At 64.9% G+C, this 15,202-nt stretch carries 18 protein-coding genes and 1 pseudogene; 12 read left to right on the top strand and 7 right to left on the bottom strand.

Going from position 1 to position 15,202, the window contains the following annotated elements; translation table 11 throughout:
- Nucleotides 1-8 precede the first annotated feature (8 nt).
- From JJC00_RS24455 to JJC00_RS24435, 5 genes are all read left to right on the top strand, one after another.
- On the top strand, nt 9-389 hold the full coding sequence (locus tag JJC00_RS24455; RefSeq protein ID WP_200468457.1) for a nuclear transport factor 2 family protein: 381 nt from the start codon (nt 9-11) through the stop codon (nt 387-389).
- A gap of 316 nt (nt 390-705) precedes the next feature.
- Entirely contained in the window at nt 706-1,167 is a 462-nt protein-coding gene (locus JJC00_RS24450; RefSeq protein WP_200468456.1) for a TerB family tellurite resistance protein, read from the top strand.
- 2 nt (nt 1,168-1,169) lie between these two features.
- Complete coding sequence (locus JJC00_RS24445) at nt 1,170-1,532, top strand: hypothetical protein (RefSeq protein ID WP_200468455.1); 363 nt, start codon at nt 1,170-1,172, stop codon at nt 1,530-1,532.
- A complete protein-coding gene (locus JJC00_RS24440; protein WP_200468454.1) occupies nt 1,529-2,167 on the top strand; it encodes a TerC family protein in 639 nt (212 codons plus the stop codon). Before JJC00_RS24445 ends, JJC00_RS24440 begins: the two co-directional genes overlap by 4 nt.
- A gap of 29 nt (nt 2,168-2,196) precedes the next feature.
- The gene (locus JJC00_RS24435) at nt 2,197-2,781 is read left to right on the top strand and encodes a TIGR00645 family protein (RefSeq protein WP_200468453.1); all 585 of its coding nucleotides are present in this window, start codon (nt 2,197-2,199) and stop codon (nt 2,779-2,781) included.
- A 24-nt stretch (nt 2,782-2,805) separates the two neighbouring features.
- On the opposite strand, the gene JJC00_RS24430 is transcribed toward JJC00_RS24435, so the two are convergent.
- Nucleotides 2,806-3,735 carry a LysR family transcriptional regulator gene (locus JJC00_RS24430; RefSeq protein ID WP_200474219.1) on the bottom strand — a complete coding sequence of 310 codons (930 nt, stop codon included), beginning with the start codon at nt 3,733-3,735 and terminating at the stop codon, nt 2,806-2,808.
- A gap of 169 nt (nt 3,736-3,904) precedes the next feature.
- Here JJC00_RS24430 and JJC00_RS24425 point away from each other — a divergent pair, with 169 nt between their 5' ends.
- Nucleotides 3,905-4,468, top strand: a complete 564-nt coding sequence (locus tag JJC00_RS24425; protein WP_200474218.1) for a hypothetical protein — start codon at nt 3,905-3,907, stop codon at nt 4,466-4,468.
- A gap of 64 nt (nt 4,469-4,532) precedes the next feature.
- Here JJC00_RS24425 and JJC00_RS24420 read toward each other — a convergent pair whose 3' ends face one another.
- Both JJC00_RS24420 and JJC00_RS24415 read right to left on the bottom strand, forming a co-directional pair.
- Nucleotides 4,533-4,919: a winged helix-turn-helix domain-containing protein gene (locus tag JJC00_RS24420; RefSeq protein ID WP_200468452.1), complete on the bottom strand. Its 387-nt coding sequence runs from the start codon at nt 4,917-4,919 to the stop codon at nt 4,533-4,535.
- Nucleotides 4,920-4,997: 78 nt separating this feature from the next.
- Complete coding sequence (locus JJC00_RS24415) at nt 4,998-6,080, bottom strand: substrate-binding domain-containing protein (RefSeq protein WP_200468451.1); 1,083 nt, start codon at nt 6,078-6,080, stop codon at nt 4,998-5,000.
- A 113-nt stretch (nt 6,081-6,193) separates the two neighbouring features.
- Between JJC00_RS24415 and JJC00_RS24410 the strand changes: the two genes are divergently transcribed.
- Both JJC00_RS24410 and JJC00_RS24405 read left to right on the top strand, forming a co-directional pair.
- Nucleotides 6,194-7,678 carry an aldehyde dehydrogenase family protein gene (locus JJC00_RS24410; RefSeq protein ID WP_200474217.1) on the top strand — a complete coding sequence of 495 codons (1,485 nt, stop codon included), beginning with the start codon at nt 6,194-6,196 and terminating at the stop codon, nt 7,676-7,678.
- Between the two features lie 187 nt (nt 7,679-7,865).
- Nucleotides 7,866-8,129, top strand: a complete 264-nt coding sequence (locus JJC00_RS24405; protein ID WP_200468450.1) for a hypothetical protein — start codon at nt 7,866-7,868, stop codon at nt 8,127-8,129.
- A 22-nt stretch (nt 8,130-8,151) separates the two neighbouring features.
- Here the strand turns inward: JJC00_RS24405 and JJC00_RS24400 are convergent, their stop codons facing one another.
- The 3 genes from JJC00_RS24400 to JJC00_RS24390 form a co-directional block, all read right to left on the bottom strand.
- A complete protein-coding gene (locus tag JJC00_RS24400; RefSeq protein WP_200468449.1) occupies nt 8,152-8,943 on the bottom strand; it encodes a COG4705 family protein in 792 nt (263 codons plus the stop codon).
- A 16-nt stretch (nt 8,944-8,959) separates the two neighbouring features.
- Entirely contained in the window at nt 8,960-9,298 is a 339-nt protein-coding gene (locus tag JJC00_RS24395) for a hypothetical protein (RefSeq protein WP_246774285.1), read from the bottom strand.
- Between the two features lie 122 nt (nt 9,299-9,420).
- The gene (locus tag JJC00_RS24390; protein WP_200474216.1) at nt 9,421-10,170 is read right to left on the bottom strand and encodes a COG4705 family protein; all 750 of its coding nucleotides are present in this window, start codon (nt 10,168-10,170) and stop codon (nt 9,421-9,423) included.
- Nucleotides 10,171-10,425: 255 nt separating this feature from the next.
- Between JJC00_RS24390 and JJC00_RS24385 the strand changes: the two genes are divergently transcribed.
- Complete coding sequence (locus JJC00_RS24385; RefSeq protein ID WP_433996456.1) at nt 10,426-11,055, top strand: response regulator; 630 nt, start codon at nt 10,426-10,428, stop codon at nt 11,053-11,055.
- A gap of 188 nt (nt 11,056-11,243) precedes the next feature.
- Entirely contained in the window at nt 11,244-12,362 is a 1,119-nt protein-coding gene (locus JJC00_RS24380) for an ATP-binding protein (RefSeq protein ID WP_210347352.1), read from the top strand.
- A 3-nt stretch (nt 12,363-12,365) separates the two neighbouring features.
- On the opposite strand, the pseudogene JJC00_RS24375 reads toward JJC00_RS24380, so the two are convergent.
- A pseudogene (locus JJC00_RS24375) lies at nt 12,366-13,261 on the bottom strand (alpha/beta hydrolase family protein).
- Between the two features lie 180 nt (nt 13,262-13,441).
- Between JJC00_RS24375 and JJC00_RS24370 the strand changes: the two are divergent.
- Nucleotides 13,442-14,830, top strand: coding sequence for a class II 3-deoxy-7-phosphoheptulonate synthase (locus tag JJC00_RS24370; protein WP_200468446.1), 1,389 nt, complete (start codon nt 13,442-13,444; stop codon nt 14,828-14,830).
- A gap of 4 nt (nt 14,831-14,834) precedes the next feature.
- Entirely contained in the window at nt 14,835-15,188 is a 354-nt protein-coding gene (locus JJC00_RS24365; RefSeq protein ID WP_200468445.1) for a diacylglycerol kinase, read from the top strand.
- Nucleotides 15,189-15,202 lie beyond the last annotated feature (14 nt).

The raw sequence follows: 15,202 nt of genomic DNA, 5'->3' as shown, positions 1-15,202 counted from the left end.
AGCTCGAGATGGACGATCAGGTGAAGCTGGCAGCGCTCCAGCGCCATTGGGCTGCTTCGGACGCGAACGATTTCGAAGCCGAGCATGACATCTATCGCGAGGATGCCATGCTCGACTATCCGCAGTCCGGCGAGCGTATTCGCGGCCGCCGGAACATTCAGGAGAGCCGCTTCGTGCAGCCGAACGAGAAGCGCTTCACGGTTCGGCGGATCGTCGGCGGCGGAGATCTCTGGGTGAGCGAGTTCGTCCTGACCTATGACGGGGCGCCGTCCTATGTCGTCAGCATCATGGAATTTCGTGACGGGTTGGTGGCGCACGAAACGCAATATTTCGGCGATCGGTTCGAGCCGTCACCATCGCGCGCGCATCTCGTGGAGCGGGTGGGGTAGAGGCGCGCGTTTCACCCGCTGTCATCGTTGATGCAGTCGGGGCCAGTCAACTATCCCGTTGGAACTCCGCTGCGGCGGCTCGTCGCACTCTTGCCGGCTTGATTCCGGCCCATCCGGCTTTATCTCGGGGGAGAACAAGAATCCGGGCCCCTCTGGCGAGGACGCCGACTGTGTCGGCCAAACCTCGCGATGTCGGATGACCTGTCCCGCGCGAATGCGATGGATCGGCCGATCGTCGGGCCTTCTCTGTTCCCTCCGACCAAATCGTCCCCATCGGTAGCTCCGCGCGGTCATTTCGCAAGATTGAGGAGCGACGATGTCTGACGCCAACACTTCCAATTCGATCGAACTCGAGATCACCGAACCGCGCAGCTTCAACGAGCAGGCTGCGGTGGCGCTGGTGATTGCCGGCGCGCTGGTCGCCGTGGCGGACCGCCGCGTGTCACCGATCGAGCGCGACGAGGTGATCCGCTTCATCCGGGAACGCGGATTGGCGCCGCACATCAGTGAAGAGCGCCTGTTTGCGATGTTCGACGAGCTCGCCGAACGGCTCGAAGAGCCTGATTTCGCCAATGTGGTGATCGACACGCTGCGGCCGGTCTCGGACCTGCCGCTGTCGTCCCATCTCATCGAGCTGTCGGAGCGCGTCGCGGCCGTGGACGAGGACGTGCATCCGCACGAGGTGCAGGCGATCAAGCTGTTGCGTTTGCTGACGCTGGTGCTGCCGCGCGCGAAGCCGGTCGGGCCAGCTGCGGTCAGCGCCGCCTTGAAGGAGTGAGCATGAGCGCAGCTTCGGACGAACAAACGACGAGGGGCGAGGGCGCCACCGGCAGAGCTGCCGACGGCGATCCGCGGCTTGACGCGCTCGTTCGTCGGTTGCCGCTGCGGCTTGCCAGCACCGTCGACTATCTCCTGCAACCGTCCAGCCGCTGGGTCCGGATTCCCTCGGGCGCGCTGCTCGTCGTCGGCGGCGTGCTGTCCTTCCTGCCGGTGCTCGGCATCTGGATGCTGCCGCTCGGCCTCGCGCTGCTCGCCGAGGACGTGCCGGCGCTGCGTGCGTCACGCTCCAAGGTTTTCGACTGGATCGAGCGCCGCAAGCCGCACTGGCTGGATCAGTCAATTCCTAAAAATGATCGAACATGATTGAATTCATCACTGCCGACGCGTTGACCGCGCTGCTCCAGGTCGTGCTGATCGACCTCGTGCTCGCCGGCGACAATGCCGTCGTCATCGGCCTCGCTGCCGCAGGCCTTCCGGCCGATCAGCGTCGCCGTGCCATCGTCGTCGGCATCGTCGCTGCGACCGCGCTGCGCATCGTCTTTGCCGGCGTGGCGACCCAGCTCCTGCAAGTGATCGGCTTGCTGCTCGCCGGCGGCGTGCTGCTGCTGTGGGTGTGCTGGAAGATGTGGCGCGAGCTGCGCGAGCAGGCCGCGCATGCGAACGAGCTCGCGGTCAGCCATGCCGGTGGCGCGACCGCCGCGCCGGCACCGCGCAAGACGTTCAAGCAGGCCGCATTGCAGATCGTTGCCGCCGACGTGTCGATGTCGCTCGACAACGTGCTCGCGGTCGCGGGCGCGGCGCGCGAGCACCCCTACATCCTCGTCTTCGGCCTGGTTCTGTCGGTCGCGCTGATGGGCGTTGCCGCCGACCTGCTCGGCCGCGTGCTCCAGAAGCAGCGCTGGATCGCCTATGTCGGCCTCGCCATCATCGTCTACGTCGCCTTCAAGATGATCTATCGCGGCTCGCTCGAGCTCGCGCCCGTTATCGCAAGTCTCTAAGTCCTGCCTTTGCTTTCCTGGAGTGATCGATGTCGTCTGAACCACAAGCAGCTTTGGCGCCCGCCGCGCCGCGACCGCAAATCGGCCCGTTCGCCCAGCTCATCTTCGGCTCGCGCTGGCTGCAAGTGCCGCTCTATGTCGGCCCTATCGTTGCGCAGGCCGTTTATGTGCTGCTGTTCCTGAAAGAGCTCTGGCACCTGGTTGCGCACTCGTTCGACGCCAGCGAGCAGCAGATCATGCTGGTCGTGCTCGGCCTGATCGACGTCGTCATGATCTCGAACCTGCTGGTGATGGTGATCGTCGGTGGCTACGAGACCTTTGTCTCGCGCCTGAACTTGAACGGCCATCCCGACGAGCCGGAATGGCTGAGCCATGTCAATGCCAGCGTGCTCAAGATCAAGCTCGCGATGGCGATCATCGGCATCTCCTCGATCTCGCTGCTCAGAACCTTTATCGAGGCCGGCAATCTCGGTACCACACGCAGCAATTTCACCGAGACCGGCGTGATGTGGCAGGTGCTGATGCACCTGACCTTCATCATCTCCGCGATCGGCATCGCCTGGGTCGATCGCCTCTCCGAGAACGGGCACCGCAAGGAGGCCAGCCACGGCTGAGCGGGCGCGCCGGCTTGCCGGAGCTCAGCTGGCGGCCGCATTCTCCCGCCGCTCGCGCTCGCCCAGTTCGCGAACGATCTCCTGGAGGAACGACTCAGTGAAGGCGGGCAAGGTGCGTTCGGCGCGGACATAGACGCCGAGATCCGACCATACCGGGCTGCCGGCATTGTCGAGCGGCAGGAACACGAGCTGTGCGTCGCGTGACAGCCGGCCGATGCCGAGCTGGGTTTGGAAGGCGACGCCGACGCCGCGCGCGGCAAGCTCGCGCATCAGGTCGATCGAGTTGGCCTGGATCGCCGGCTCCGGCGTCTCGGACAGCTGCGCGATCAACGGCTGCAGCAAATGGTAAATCGACAGCTCCGGCAGCGCTTGAATGACGGGGAAGGCGAGGCATTGCGCCAGCGTCACCGTCTTGCGGCGGGCCAGCGGGTGCTCGCGCGCAACGAGCGCGCCGAGGCGAAACCGCTTCAGCGCGACCTGCCGCAGGTCCGGCGGATGCCTGAGCGCGATGGCGACGCCGATATCGGCCTCGCCCCGGCGCAGGGCTTCGAGCACATCGGACGATCCCATCACTTCGGTGGTGAAGCTGACGCGCCGGGCACGGGTCCGGTGCGAGGCGATCAGATCCGGCAACACCGACTCTGTGAGGGACTCGATGCAGGCAATGCTGACTTTGCCGTGCCACGCGCCGGACAGGGACGCCACGTCCGAACGGAAGCGGTCGAGGTCCTGGAGCACGTTCATGACGTGACGGGCCAGCATCTCGCCAACCGTCGTCAGGGTCAGGCCGCGCGCGTTCCGCTCGAACAAGGGTGATCCAACTTCTTGTTCCAGTTTGAGAATTTGGCGGCTGACCGCGGACGAGGCGACGTTCAGGAGACGCGCTGCGGCGCGGATCGAGCCGGTGCGGCGGACGGCATGGAAGTACTGGATGGAAGGTGAGTGAAAGCGCATGGGAGCCCCGGCGGCACTATAGCTGTTGCCGAAACGGCAGCAACATGCGCGAACTTCTCTGGCTTTTGAGAGCGCCGGTTTCACCCTAGTGTCATGTGTCGACGGGCCCTTCGGGCCCGCGCGCCGACGCGCCCGCAACGATGCGGCAGGGGATTTTGGGGTGAACGAGATGATCGCTTGCGAGCTGGAGCAGGGGCGCGATGCCCGGCTCGTCGACCGCCGCCGCGCGGCCGCTTATGTCGGCGTGACCGCCGGCCGCTTCGAGCAGCTGGTGCGCGACAATGTCGTGCCGCCACCGGTCATGGTCGACAACAAGCGGCGCTGGCCGATCGCGTTGCTCGACGATGCCAGGGAAGCGGTCGGCAGCAGCATGTCATCGTCGCCTACAGTGAGGACCGACGCCGAAGCGCGTCCCTGCGATCGCGACAGTGCGCTGTCTACGCGTGAGCTCCCCGATCAAGCCTGGTTCGAGCAGCGCGCGAGCTTCGTGCAGCGCGTCCGCCGCTCGCTGCTCTCGGGCAACGAGATTCGCCTGCTGCGCGAGTTCAAGCTGCTCGGGCAGAACCAGATCAGCATGTACGGCTACTATGGCAGCTTCGAAGCGCTGATGGTGCGCGGCTACATCGTCGAGATCGACCGCAAGCCGCCAACGAGCCGTCCGCTGGTGAGCTATCGCCTGACGGCGCCGGGCGAGCAGCTGATCGCGGCGCTGAAGGACGAGCCGGTCTACTGACCGGAGGGGCAACGCGCCGCGTGAATGGCGAGCGATTGACCCCGATCAGCAGCATCGCGCGATCTCATCCGTTCGGCCGGGATTTGCGGAAACGCGCGATGTCGCTCCTGAGCGCTTCCAATTCCTTGCGGACAGCGCGCGCGGCGTCGCGCTCGATCTTGCGATATCGTGCGACCAGGCCTGCGCCAAAAGGCGTCAGCATCGCGCCACCGCCGTTCTTGCCGCCGGCCTGCGGCTCGACCGCGGCCTTTCCGCAGATGCGGTTGATCTCGTCGACCAGGTCCCAGGCGCGCTTGTAGGACATGTCCATGGCGCGGCCGGCCGCCGAGATCGAGCCGTTCTCACGGATCTGCTCCAGAAGCTCGATCTTGCCGGGGCCGATACGATCCTCGCCGTCAAGGTCGATGCGAAGGCTCAGCTGGGGAAGGGATTTGGCGCTCGCGCGCGGCATGACGGGCTCACTTGAAAGGCTCGAAACGCAGATTGCCACTCTTGCCCATCGCCGACAAGGTGAACGCGGCCTGCCGCATCATCGCACGGCATGCATCTCCAGAAACGCCTTCACGCCGGTCACGGTGCCGGTGTCTGACGGTACGTAGCCGGGAAGGGTGGCGACGGCGGCGCGGAAATCGGCGCTGCGGATGATTTCGAGGATGCGCTGCATCGGCCCGGTGTCGAGGAAGGCGCGCTTGCAGACGAAGAAATAATCCTCGGTAAGGATCCGGATGAAATCGAGGCCGAAATGCCGCGCGGCTGCCTCGACGCCAAAGCTCGCATCCGCCATGCCGCTCGCGACATAAGCCGCGACCGCAGCGTGAGTAAATTCGATCTGCTGCGCGCCATTGATCCTGCTCTCGTCGATACCGTGCGCAGTGAGCAACTGGTCGAATAGCAGGCGGGTGCCGGAATCATGGTCGCGATTGACGAAGCGGACGTTTGGCTTGGTGAGATCGTCAAGCGAGGCGATGCGCCGTGGATTGCCGCGCGCCACCATCAGCCCCATCTCGCGCGTGACAAAGCTGATGATGCGGTCCTCGCGCGGGTCGAGCCATTCGCGTGCAGCCTTGATGCCCTGGGCGCGCAGCGAACCGTGCGGCAGATGCAGGCCGGAGAGGTCGCAGGCGCCTTGCGCCAGCGAGACCAGGGAGTGCTGGTTGCTGACATAGCGGAGATCGACACCGATGCCCGGCTCGCGGTCGAGGAATTCGCGCAGCTTTGCCACCGCAAAGCCGTGGCTTGCGTGTACCCGAATGACGGAAGGTCGCTGTTCGAGAAATGGCTTGATTTCGCTCGCGAGCTCTTGCGCGAGGTTTTCGAGTTGCGGCCCGAGCCGCGCCTGCATGCGCTCGCCCGCCCACACCAGCCGCTCGCCGAACGGCGTGAGCTTCGAACCCTTGCCGCGCTGGGTTTCGACCAGGGGCGTTCCGAAGAACTCCGACCATTGCTCGATCAGATTCCAGACATGCCGGTAGGACAACTGCGCGTCGCTGGCCGCGCTCGTGATCTTCCCGGTCTTCCGGATTTCGTTGAGCACGCCGAGCATGACGACGACGGTACGCGGGCTGCCCTCCCGTCGGAACCGCCAGACGGCCTCGATCTCGATCTGAAGCATCGACCTTCCTTATGAACTACGCTTCATATATAGAGCGTCCATTTGCAAACCATATCATATTTACTCCGGCCAATAGGCGCCTAACCTGGTATGCCAGAAACGGAGGAAATATGATGTCTGTTGCATATGACTTTGCTCACTCGCCGGCCAGCGAGTTCATGTCGCGGCCGCAGCATCTGCTCATCGACGGCCGCCGCGTCCCAGCGAGCTCCGGCCGCACCTTCAAGTCCCTCAATCCCGCCACCGGCCAGGTCATCGCCACCGTCGCCGAAGGCAACGAGGCCGATGTCGAGCATGCCGTGGCCGCCGCCCGCCGCGCCTTCGATGGCCCCTGGCGCACGATGCGCGCCTCCGAGCGCGGCCAGATCCTGCTGCGCTGGGCGGACCTTCTCAAGCAAAACGCCGATGAGATCATCGAACTGGAGTCGATCGACGCCGGCAAGCCGATCTCCGCGACGATGCGGCAGGACTTTCCGGCCGCCGTCGACACGCTGATCTACTACGCCGGTTGGGCCGACAAGATCAGCGGCGATGTCGTGCCGGTGCGCGACGATGCCCTGACCTACACTATGCGCGAGCCGGTCGGCGTGGTCGCCGCGATCGTGCCGTGGAATTTCCCGCTGATGATCGGCATGTGGAAGCTGGCCCCGGCGCTCGCCTGCGGCTGCACCATCGTGATGAAGCCGGCCGAGCTGACCTCGCTATCGGCGTTGCGCATTGCCGAACTCGCGCTTGAAGCCGGGTTGCCGGCGGGCGTCTTCAACGTCGTCACCGGTCCCGGCCGTGTCGTCGGTGACGCGCTGGTCAATCACCCCGATGTCGACAAGGTCACTTTCACCGGCTCGCCCGGCGTCGGCCGTGGAATCATGAAGGGCGCGGCCAGCAACTTCAAGCGCGTCTCGCTCGAGCTCGGCGGCAAGTCGGCCAACGTCATTTTCGACGATGCCGATCTGGAAGCGGCGTCCAAGGCTGCGGCCTCCGGCATCTTCTTCAACGCGGGCCAGGTCTGCTCGGCCGGCTCGCGCGTGCTGGTGCAGGAGAAGGCGTATGACGAGGTCGTCGAGCGCATCGCGGCGCGCGCGAAGTCGATCAGAATCGGCGATCCGCTCGATCGCAAGACGGCGCTCGGACCCGTGATCTCCGAGAAGCAGATGAAGTCGATCCTCGACTATGTCGAGATCGGCCGGAAGGAAGGCGCGACCCTTGTCACCGGTGGCGAGCGGGTCGGCGAGCGTGGCTATTTCATCAGCCCCGCGGTGTTCGCGAACGTCGCGCACGAGATGCGGGTCTCCCAGGAGGAAATCTTCGGCCCGGTCGTCAGCGTCATCAAGTTTAGGGATGAGGCCGATGCTCTACGGATCGCTAACGGCACGGCCTACAGCCTCGCCGCCGGCGTCTGGAGCCGCGACATCGGCAAGCTGCAACGCTTCGCCAAACGGGCGCGCGCCGGCACGGTCTGGATGAACACCTATGGCTACACCGACGTGCGGCTGCCCTGGGGCGGCGAGCGTGACTCCGGCCTCGGCCGCGAGCACGGCACCGCCGCGCTCGACAATTTCACCGAGCCCAAGGCTGTCTGGATGAATTTGGCCGTCTGACACCTCCCGAGCGGCCAACCCTGGAGTCCGCCTGATCCGCCCGGTCAGGCGGGCTCTCTTTCCAGATCGATAAAATTGTCTGCAGTCCGCTCAGAGGCGGCATACCTTGCGGACAAGAAGCATGCTGCCTTAAACCTCGGCTTTGGAACCGACGTGCATCCTGCCTGCAAAAGGTTGGGGCATCAGCATGTCAGTTCTCAAGGAGGTCGTCGCGGCGGTCGCGGGAGTCTACGCGCTCCTGTTCGTCTGCGACGCATTGTTCGGCGTCGGCGAGGCGCGCTTCGACGATTCCTATTACAGTGCCAGCTTCTACGCGCCGAAGCCGAAGGAATTCCGCTTTGCCAGCGATACGCCGCCGGCGACCCGCGTCAGCGAGGCCTTCGCGCAATTCTCGGCGGCTGAGTCCAGGCCGAACAAGCGTTACTCGTCTCTGACGACGATCATTCGCTAGGCGAGGGTCAGCCGCCTGCTGCTCAGGTTTGCTCGGCCGTCTCACGATGTCCGGGATGCTGCCCGGCGCGTTGCGGGATCAGCAGCAGGCAGACCACCATGAACGCCGCGATCACGGCCGAGGCCAGTGGTCGGCTGAGGGCAAGTCCGCCGTGATCGAGCGGCTTGTCGAGGAAATCGCCGACGGTCGCACCCAGCGGACGCGTCAGGATGAAGGCGACCCAGAACAGCGTGACGCGCGAGACGCGGGTCCGGAAATAGAGCGCTGCGACGACGGCCAGTCCCGCCGCGAAAATCAGCGCGCCGCCGCGATAGCCCATGTCGCCGGTATCGGCGATCCAGTCACCGAGCGCGGTGCCGAGCGTCTGCGAGAAGGTAATCGCGCCCCAATAGAAGGCTTCGACGCGCGGCGAGCTGACGCTGTTGACCGAGATGGTTCCCTCAGTGCGATACCAGAGCCCGAGCACCAGCACGAGGCAGGTGAGGAGTAGCGTCGATCCTCCGGTGTAGCCGATGCCAAGCGAGCGGTCGGCCAAGTCGGCCATCGTGGTGCCGAAGGTGGTCGAGGCCACGATGGTCGCCCAATACAGCGCCGGGTGGAATTTGCTTGCGCGGATTTGGGCGGCGACCAGGACGACCATCGCCGCCAGGAATAGGCATGTGCCCGCCAGGTAACCCCAGTTCAACGTCATCGTGACGGTGTCGCCGCCGGTTTCGCCCAACGTCGTGGCCGCGATCTTGATGATCCAGAAGCCGAGCGTGACCTCAGGGACCTTGCTTTCGCTGAGGAGGTTGCTCTTTGTGTAATCTTGCATGATGTCCTCGTCGGCGTCAGGCCTTGGCGTCGCTATCCATGATCGCGAGCAGATCGGTGATCGCCTGCTTGCACTTCGCGGCATCCGGCGTGCCTGCACGCAGCGCCTCCAACGCGCGATCGATCGCCTTGTCGACGGTGTGCCAGTCGGAGGCTGCGCGCGGCTTCAATCCGGCTTCGGCCTCGTCCCATTTGGCCTCGAGGTCCTTGATCCTTGTCTTGGCACCGGGCAGGTCGCCCTTGTCAATCAGCGCCGCGACGTCGACGACGATGCTGCGGAACGGCGTGAGATCGCCAAGCTTAGCCGTCGCGGCCTCCGCGAGTGGCACGAAGGTGATGTGCTGGCTTGCGTGCATGTTTGGTTCGCCGGAAAAGCTTGTCACGAGGCAAACGGCGATGGCGGGGATGAGTTTCATCGTACGGTCTCTCCTGGTGCGGCTCCTGCGTCCATGCAGGATGCGTTGAAGCTGTGATCGGGTTACTGCGCGGGACCGGCGCGGCGCGCGCCGTCGCCTTCGAACGTCACCCAGGCAACAAGACCGACGATCACGGTGAGGAAGGCGATGCTGGTCTGGATCGTGCCGAGGCCCATGCCGCCATATTCGCGCGACTGCGACAGCAGATCGCCGAGCGAGGCGCCGAGCGGGCGGGTGAGGATGTAGGCGAGCCAGAAGGTGAGAACGGGATTGGCGCCGATGGTATAGGAGACGGCCACCGCAGAGATCGGCGCGCCAAATGCGACGACGCCGACCTGGAAGCCGAGACCGAGTGCTTCGGTCGCAAGATCACCGGCGGCAGTACCGAGTGCGAAGGTGAACAGGATCGCGGTCCAATAGAATAGCTCGCGCCGCGCCGTGACGATGCTGTGGATCGACAGCGTGCGTTCGGCGCCATACCAGATCGCAAAAGTCGCCGCGAGCGCAGCGGCGAACGAGGCGGTGCTGGTGTAGAGGCTGATCTCGAGCTTGTCGGTCAGGAGGTCCGTGAGCTGCGTGCCGACGATGCTGACCAGGACGACGGTGAGCCAGTAGATCCACGGCACATAGGTGCTGCGGCTCAGTTGCAGCAGCAGTGCGGCAATCAGCAGCCCGGTCATGCAGATCGCGGTCAGGCTGGCGCCGAGGCCGACATGCACTGCGAGATAGTCTGCGCCGGTCTCGCCGACCGTGGTGGAGAGGATCTTGATGGCCCAGAAGATCGCGGTGACCTCCGGAACCTTGTTCAGCATCCGTCTTGCGCCAAAGCCTGTATATTGCGACACGCCCAATCTCCAAAAGTCGAAGCGATGTCGGACCGTCGCGCAGGGGACTTAGCCCCGACTTAGGGATGAGAAATTTCCGGGCAGGGCGGCCTTCGCCGCAATTTTGGCCTGCTGGCGCTTGCTAACTCTGCGCTAAGTCGGAATGGCCATGATTTTGAGGCCGGATGGTCCGGCGGAGCTTGAGGATCGATTTTGCGGGTTCTGCTGATCGAGGACGACAGGATGGTTGGCGCCGCCGTCGAGCAGGCGCTGAAGGATGCCGCCTACGCCGTCGACTGGGTCAGGGATGGAGACACCGCGCTGCTTGCCGCGGAGAGCGAATCCTACGAGGTGCTGCTGCTCGATCTCGGTCTGCCGAATACCGATGGCCGTGATATTTTGCGGCGGCTGCGTGCTGTCGGCCGCAAGCTTCCCGTCATCATCGTGACGGCGCGCGATGCTCTCGACGACAGGATCGAGGGGCTCGATCTCGGCGCGGACGATTACCTGGTCAAGCCGTTCGAGATCCGCGAGCTGCTGGCGCGGATGCGCGCGGTCACGCGCCGCGAGACCAGCGGCGCGTCGGCACTGCTTGGCAATGGAGCGCTGCGGCTGGACCCTGCAAGCCGCGAGGCGTCTTATCTTGCGAAATCCGCGGTGCTGACTGCGCGCGAATTCGCGCTGCTTCAGGCGCTGCTGTCGCGCCCTGGCACAATCTTGTCGCGCGGCGAGCTGGAGCGGCAGCTCTATGGCTGGAACGAGGAGGTCGCGAGCAACGCGATTGAGTTCCTGATCCATGCGGTGCGCAAGAAACTTGGCACAGATGCGATCCGCAATGTGCGCGGTGTCGGCTGGATGGTGGATCGCCCATGATCAGGTCCTTGCGGGGCCGTCTATTTGCTGGTCTCACCGCGATCATTCTTCTGACGGGACTAGTCGGCGGTCTGTTCGCCCATCACTGGGCTTTCAACGAGGCGATCGAAATGCAGGACTCCGTCCTGATCCAGATCGCAGGCCTCGTGCAGAGCGGCAGTCTCACCGGCGGCCGCGAGCTGCATGGCGTGGACGAGGATGCCGAGGTGTGGCTGATCGACCAGGCGGCCACGCCGCAGGTGTCTGAGGACGATGCGAAGCTTTGGGGCCTCAAGGACGGCCTCGCCCTGGCAACACGAAAGGGACAGCCGGTCCGCGTGCTGCTGCGGACGCGACCGGACGGCACAAGATTTGCGGCGGCGCAGCGCACCAGCGTGCGCGACGAGATCGCGAGCGACATGGCGTTCCGCACTGTGCTGCCGATCGCGGCGCTCATTCCCTGCCTGCTGCTGGTCACAGCGATCGTCATTGCACGCTCGCTGCGGCCGATGGTTCGTCTTGCCGGCGATCTCGATGGCCGGCGTGCCGACGACATGACGTCGCTGCCGGCGGCGCAGATGCCGAGCGAGCTGCATCCTTTCATCGTCTCGATCAACGGGCTGTTACAACGGGTGCGCGGCCTGATGGAGCAGCAGCGGCGGTTCGTGGCGGATGCCGCGCACGAATTGCGTACGCCGATCACCGCGCTGAGCCTGCAAGCGGAGAATCTCGATTCTGTCGATCTGCAGTCCGGCATAGGCGACCGCGTGGCGGCCCTCCGGCAGGGCATCGGCCGAACGAAGCATTTGCTCGAGCAACTGCTTGCGCTCGCGAGACAGGATGCGGGGCAGGCTGGGATCGCGACGATGCCTCTTGTGATGCTGGATGACGTTGCGAAGGGGGTTGTCGCGGAACTGTTACCCGAGGGAGCCATTCGCGGCGTCGATCTCGGCTTCGCGCGCGTCGAGCCGGCGGCGTTGCGCGGTGAAGTCGTGATGCTTGCCGCCTTGGCCCGCAATCTCCTCGATAACGCGCTCCGCTTCACCCCGCGGGGCGGGCGGATCGATGCGTGGGTCTATCGCGACGGCAACGCGGCGATCTTGGAGATCGAGGATAGCGGGCCCGGCGTTGCGCCAGAAGAAATCGACCGGATCTTTGAGCCGTTCTTCCGAGGCAAGCGTCCCGAGGGCGATGGCGTTGGTCTCGGTCTGTCGATCGTCAAGCGGATCGTCGATCGGCTCGAAGGGTTGATTGAAGCGGCGAATATCGCCGAATGCGGGCGAACCGGGTTGCGCGTTGTCGTCAAATTGCCCGCGGCCGCTGCCTGACCGTCACTCCCCCTGGATCCACTCCGCGACGCCGCGCCACAGCGTGTCGCGATGCTCGGGGCGGAAGAAGCCGAAATGGCCGATCGCCTTGGCGCCGACGTCCGACGGTTTCACCGTCAGCACCTCCGGCTTGATTGCCGTGAAGCCGGATGTGAGCAGTTCGACCGCTGGCCGCGTGGCCAGGGATCGTCGGAGAAGCACAGCGCGCGCAACTCGCCCTTGAACTTGGCAAAATTCTCCAGCGCCGGCAGTTTGGAATCGAAGAGATAGCGCGGGCTCGAGACCCAGTCGGCCCATTGCAGGAAGACGCCCTTGGGCAGATCCTCGCCGATGCCGGCCCAGCCCGGCGCGTAGCCGAGCACGTGGGCGAGCGGCACGCCGACGAAATTCATGAACGCGAAGACACGGTATTTCTCCGGCGAGGTCATCAGGCGCCAGGTTGCGGCCTGCGAGGCCACGAACGCGGCGCGCGAAATCTCGCTGTTGTTTTCGATCAGCCCGAGCGCCTGGCCGCCGAAGGAATGGCCGACATAGGCAAGGGGCAGGCCCTGATAGCGCTCGCTCATCCAGCGCACCGCGGCGGTGACGTCTTGCGCGGCCCAGTCCGACATCGAGGCCTTGAAGCCGATCAGCGATTTCGGCCGGTTGTAGCCGACCATCGCCGGCAGCCGGGAGTCGCCGATGCCGCGGTAGTCATAGGTCATCACGGCGCACCCGCGATGGGCGAGGTAGGAGGCAAAGCCGCGATAGATTTTTCGAGAGACCGCGGTCGCCGAGTTGATCAGGACGGCATGGCGCTTGGCGCCGCGCGGCAGGAACAGGGTGCCGGCCAGCGCATACCCGTCGGCCGCCGGGAAGCTGATCTCGTCGATGAAAACGTCGTCCAGTGCCGCGTCCATGGTGGAAGTCGTTTTGCCGGTTTCCTCTGCCACCCCTAGCAAATGCGAATTCGGCTGTGCCCGCAAGGGTTTGCATTGCAAAATGGATTTACAACTGGCGGTGTCGTGCCAGCCTGTGTATAAGGCGGCCCTCGCAACCCATAGATCAGGTTGCACTTTTTGCTTCACGGAGAGATTGCGATGTCCGAGCGGTGGACGCCCGAGTCCTGGCGCAGCAAGCCGGTGCTACAGGTGCCCGATTATCCCGACGCCAAGGCTTTGGCCGACGTCGAGGCGCAGCTTGCAACCTTTCCGCCGCTGGTGTTTGCCGGCGAGGCGCGCAATCTGAAGAAGGCGCTGGCCCGCGTTGCGGCCGGCGACGCCTTCCTGCTGCAGGGCGGCGATTGTGCCGAGAGCTTCGCCGAGCACGGCGCCAACAACATCCGCGACTTCTTCCGCGTGCTGCTCCAGATGGCGGTGGTGCTGACCTATGCCGGCGCGGTGCCGGTGGTGAAGGTCGGCCGCATCGCCGGCCAGTTTGCAAAGCCGCGGTCGTCGCCGACCGAGAAGGTCGACGGCGTCGAGCTGCCGAGCTATCGCGGCGACATCGTCAACGACATCGCCTTCACCAAGGAAGCGCGCGTGCCGGATCCGCAGCGTCAGCTAATGGCCTATCGCCAGTCGGCGGCGACGCTGAACCTGCTGCGCGCCTTCGCCACCGGTGGCTTTGCCAATCTCGGCAGCGTGCATCAGTGGATGCTCGGCTTCCTCAAGGATAGTCCGCAGTCCCGCCGCTACAAGGAATTGGCCGACCGCATCTCGGACGCGCTCAACTTCATGCGCGCCTGCGGCCTCGATCTCGAGAGCCATCCGGAGCTGCGCGCCACCGATTTCTACACCAGCCATGAGGCGCTGCTGCTCGGCTACGAGCAGGCCATGACCCGCGTCGATTCCACGACCGGCGACTGGTACGCGACCTCGGGCCACATGATCTGGATCGGCGACCGCACTCGCCAGCTCGATCACGGACACATCGAATATTTCCGCGGCATCAAGAACCCGATCGGCCTGAAGTGCGGCCCATCGCTCAAGCCCGAAGAGCTGTTGAAGCTGATCGACGTGCTTAACCCCGACAACGAGCCGGGCCGGCTGACGCTGATCAACCGTTTCGGCTCCGACAAGGTCGCCGACCATCTGCCGGGCCTGATCCGCGCCGTGAAGCGCGAGGGCAGGGTGGTGGTCTGGTCGTGCGATCCCATGCACGGCAACACCATCACTTCCACGTCTGGCTACAAGACGCGGCCGTTCGATCGCGTGCTGTCGGAGGTGAAGTCGTTCTTCACGATCCACGCGGCGGAAGGCACCCATGCCGGCGGCGTGCATCTGGAGATGACCGGCCAGGACGTCACCGAGTGCATCGGCGGCGCCCGCGCCATCACGGACGAGGATCTCAACGACCGCTACCACACGGTCTGCGACCCCCGCCTCAATGCCGAGCAATCCATCGACATGGCTTTCCTGGTCGCCGAACTGCTGAAGCAGGAACGCGCCGGCAAGGTCCGGCCGATGCCGGCGGCAGCGGGGCTCTAAGACCTTGCTGCGGATCTGGAAGGCCACGATCAACTCCCGCAACGGTCTGGCATTTGCGTTCCGCTCGGAACAGGCCATCCGCGAGGAGATCCTTGCGCTCATCCTGTCGGTGCCGGTGGCGTGGTTCGTCGCCGCCAGCGCGACGCGCGCGGTCGAGCTGGTCTGCTCGGTCGCCTTCGTGCTGGTGGTCGAGCTGCTCAACACCGCGATCGAGAAGCTCGCCGACCGCCTGACCATGGATCACGACAAGCAGATCGGGCGGGTCAAGGATATGGGCTCGGCCGCGGTCGGCGTTGCGCTGCTGATGGCCGGCGCGTACTGGATCATCGCGATCATCGAGCGTCTGGGATTCCTCTAGCTGGACTAGGCGGC

This window comes from Bradyrhizobium diazoefficiens (assembly GCF_016616885.1).
GTDB lineage: Bacteria > Pseudomonadota > Alphaproteobacteria > Rhizobiales > Xanthobacteraceae > Bradyrhizobium > Bradyrhizobium diazoefficiens_F.
Note: the sequence above shows the minus strand (reverse complement) of the source record. Positions and strands in the feature narration are given on the sequence as shown.

Bases quoted from the DNA above. Each gene is read 5' to 3' on its own strand.
- JJC00_RS24400 (WP_200468449.1), bottom strand. From the start codon at position 8,943: ATGCAAGATTACACAAAGAGCAACCTCCTCAGCGAAAGCAAGGTCCCT.
- JJC00_RS24420 (WP_200468452.1), bottom strand. From the start codon at position 4,919: ATGCCGCGCGCGAGCGCCAAATCCCTTCCCCAGCTGAGCCTTCGCATC.
- JJC00_RS24425 (WP_200474218.1), top strand. From the start codon at position 3,905: ATGATCGCTTGCGAGCTGGAGCAGGGGCGCGATGCCCGGCTCGTCGAC.
- JJC00_RS24435 (WP_200468453.1), top strand. From the start codon at position 2,197: ATGTCGTCTGAACCACAAGCAGCTTTGGCGCCCGCCGCGCCGCGACCG.
- JJC00_RS24455 (WP_200468457.1), top strand. From the start codon at position 9: ATGGACGATCAGGTGAAGCTGGCAGCGCTCCAGCGCCATTGGGCTGCT.
- JJC00_RS24390 (WP_200474216.1), bottom strand. From the start codon at position 10,170: ATGCTGAACAAGGTTCCGGAGGTCACCGCGATCTTCTGGGCCATCAAG.
- JJC00_RS24405 (WP_200468450.1), top strand. From the start codon at position 7,866: ATGTCAGTTCTCAAGGAGGTCGTCGCGGCGGTCGCGGGAGTCTACGCG.
- JJC00_RS24440 (WP_200468454.1), top strand. From the start codon at position 1,529: ATGATTGAATTCATCACTGCCGACGCGTTGACCGCGCTGCTCCAGGTC.
- JJC00_RS24415 (WP_200468451.1), bottom strand. From the start codon at position 6,080: ATGCTTCAGATCGAGATCGAGGCCGTCTGGCGGTTCCGACGGGAGGGC.
- JJC00_RS24385 (WP_433996456.1), top strand. From the start codon at position 10,426: ATGGTTGGCGCCGCCGTCGAGCAGGCGCTGAAGGATGCCGCCTACGCC.
- JJC00_RS24430 (WP_200474219.1), bottom strand. From the start codon at position 3,735: ATGCGCTTTCACTCACCTTCCATCCAGTACTTCCATGCCGTCCGCCGC.
- JJC00_RS24445 (WP_200468455.1), top strand. From the start codon at position 1,170: ATGAGCGCAGCTTCGGACGAACAAACGACGAGGGGCGAGGGCGCCACC.
- JJC00_RS24395 (WP_246774285.1), bottom strand. From the start codon at position 9,298: ATGCACGCAAGCCAGCACATCACCTTCGTGCCACTCGCGGAGGCCGCG.
- JJC00_RS24370 (WP_200468446.1), top strand. From the start codon at position 13,442: ATGTCCGAGCGGTGGACGCCCGAGTCCTGGCGCAGCAAGCCGGTGCTA.
- JJC00_RS24410 (WP_200474217.1), top strand. From the start codon at position 6,194: ATGTCTGTTGCATATGACTTTGCTCACTCGCCGGCCAGCGAGTTCATG.
- JJC00_RS24450 (WP_200468456.1), top strand. From the start codon at position 706: ATGTCTGACGCCAACACTTCCAATTCGATCGAACTCGAGATCACCGAA.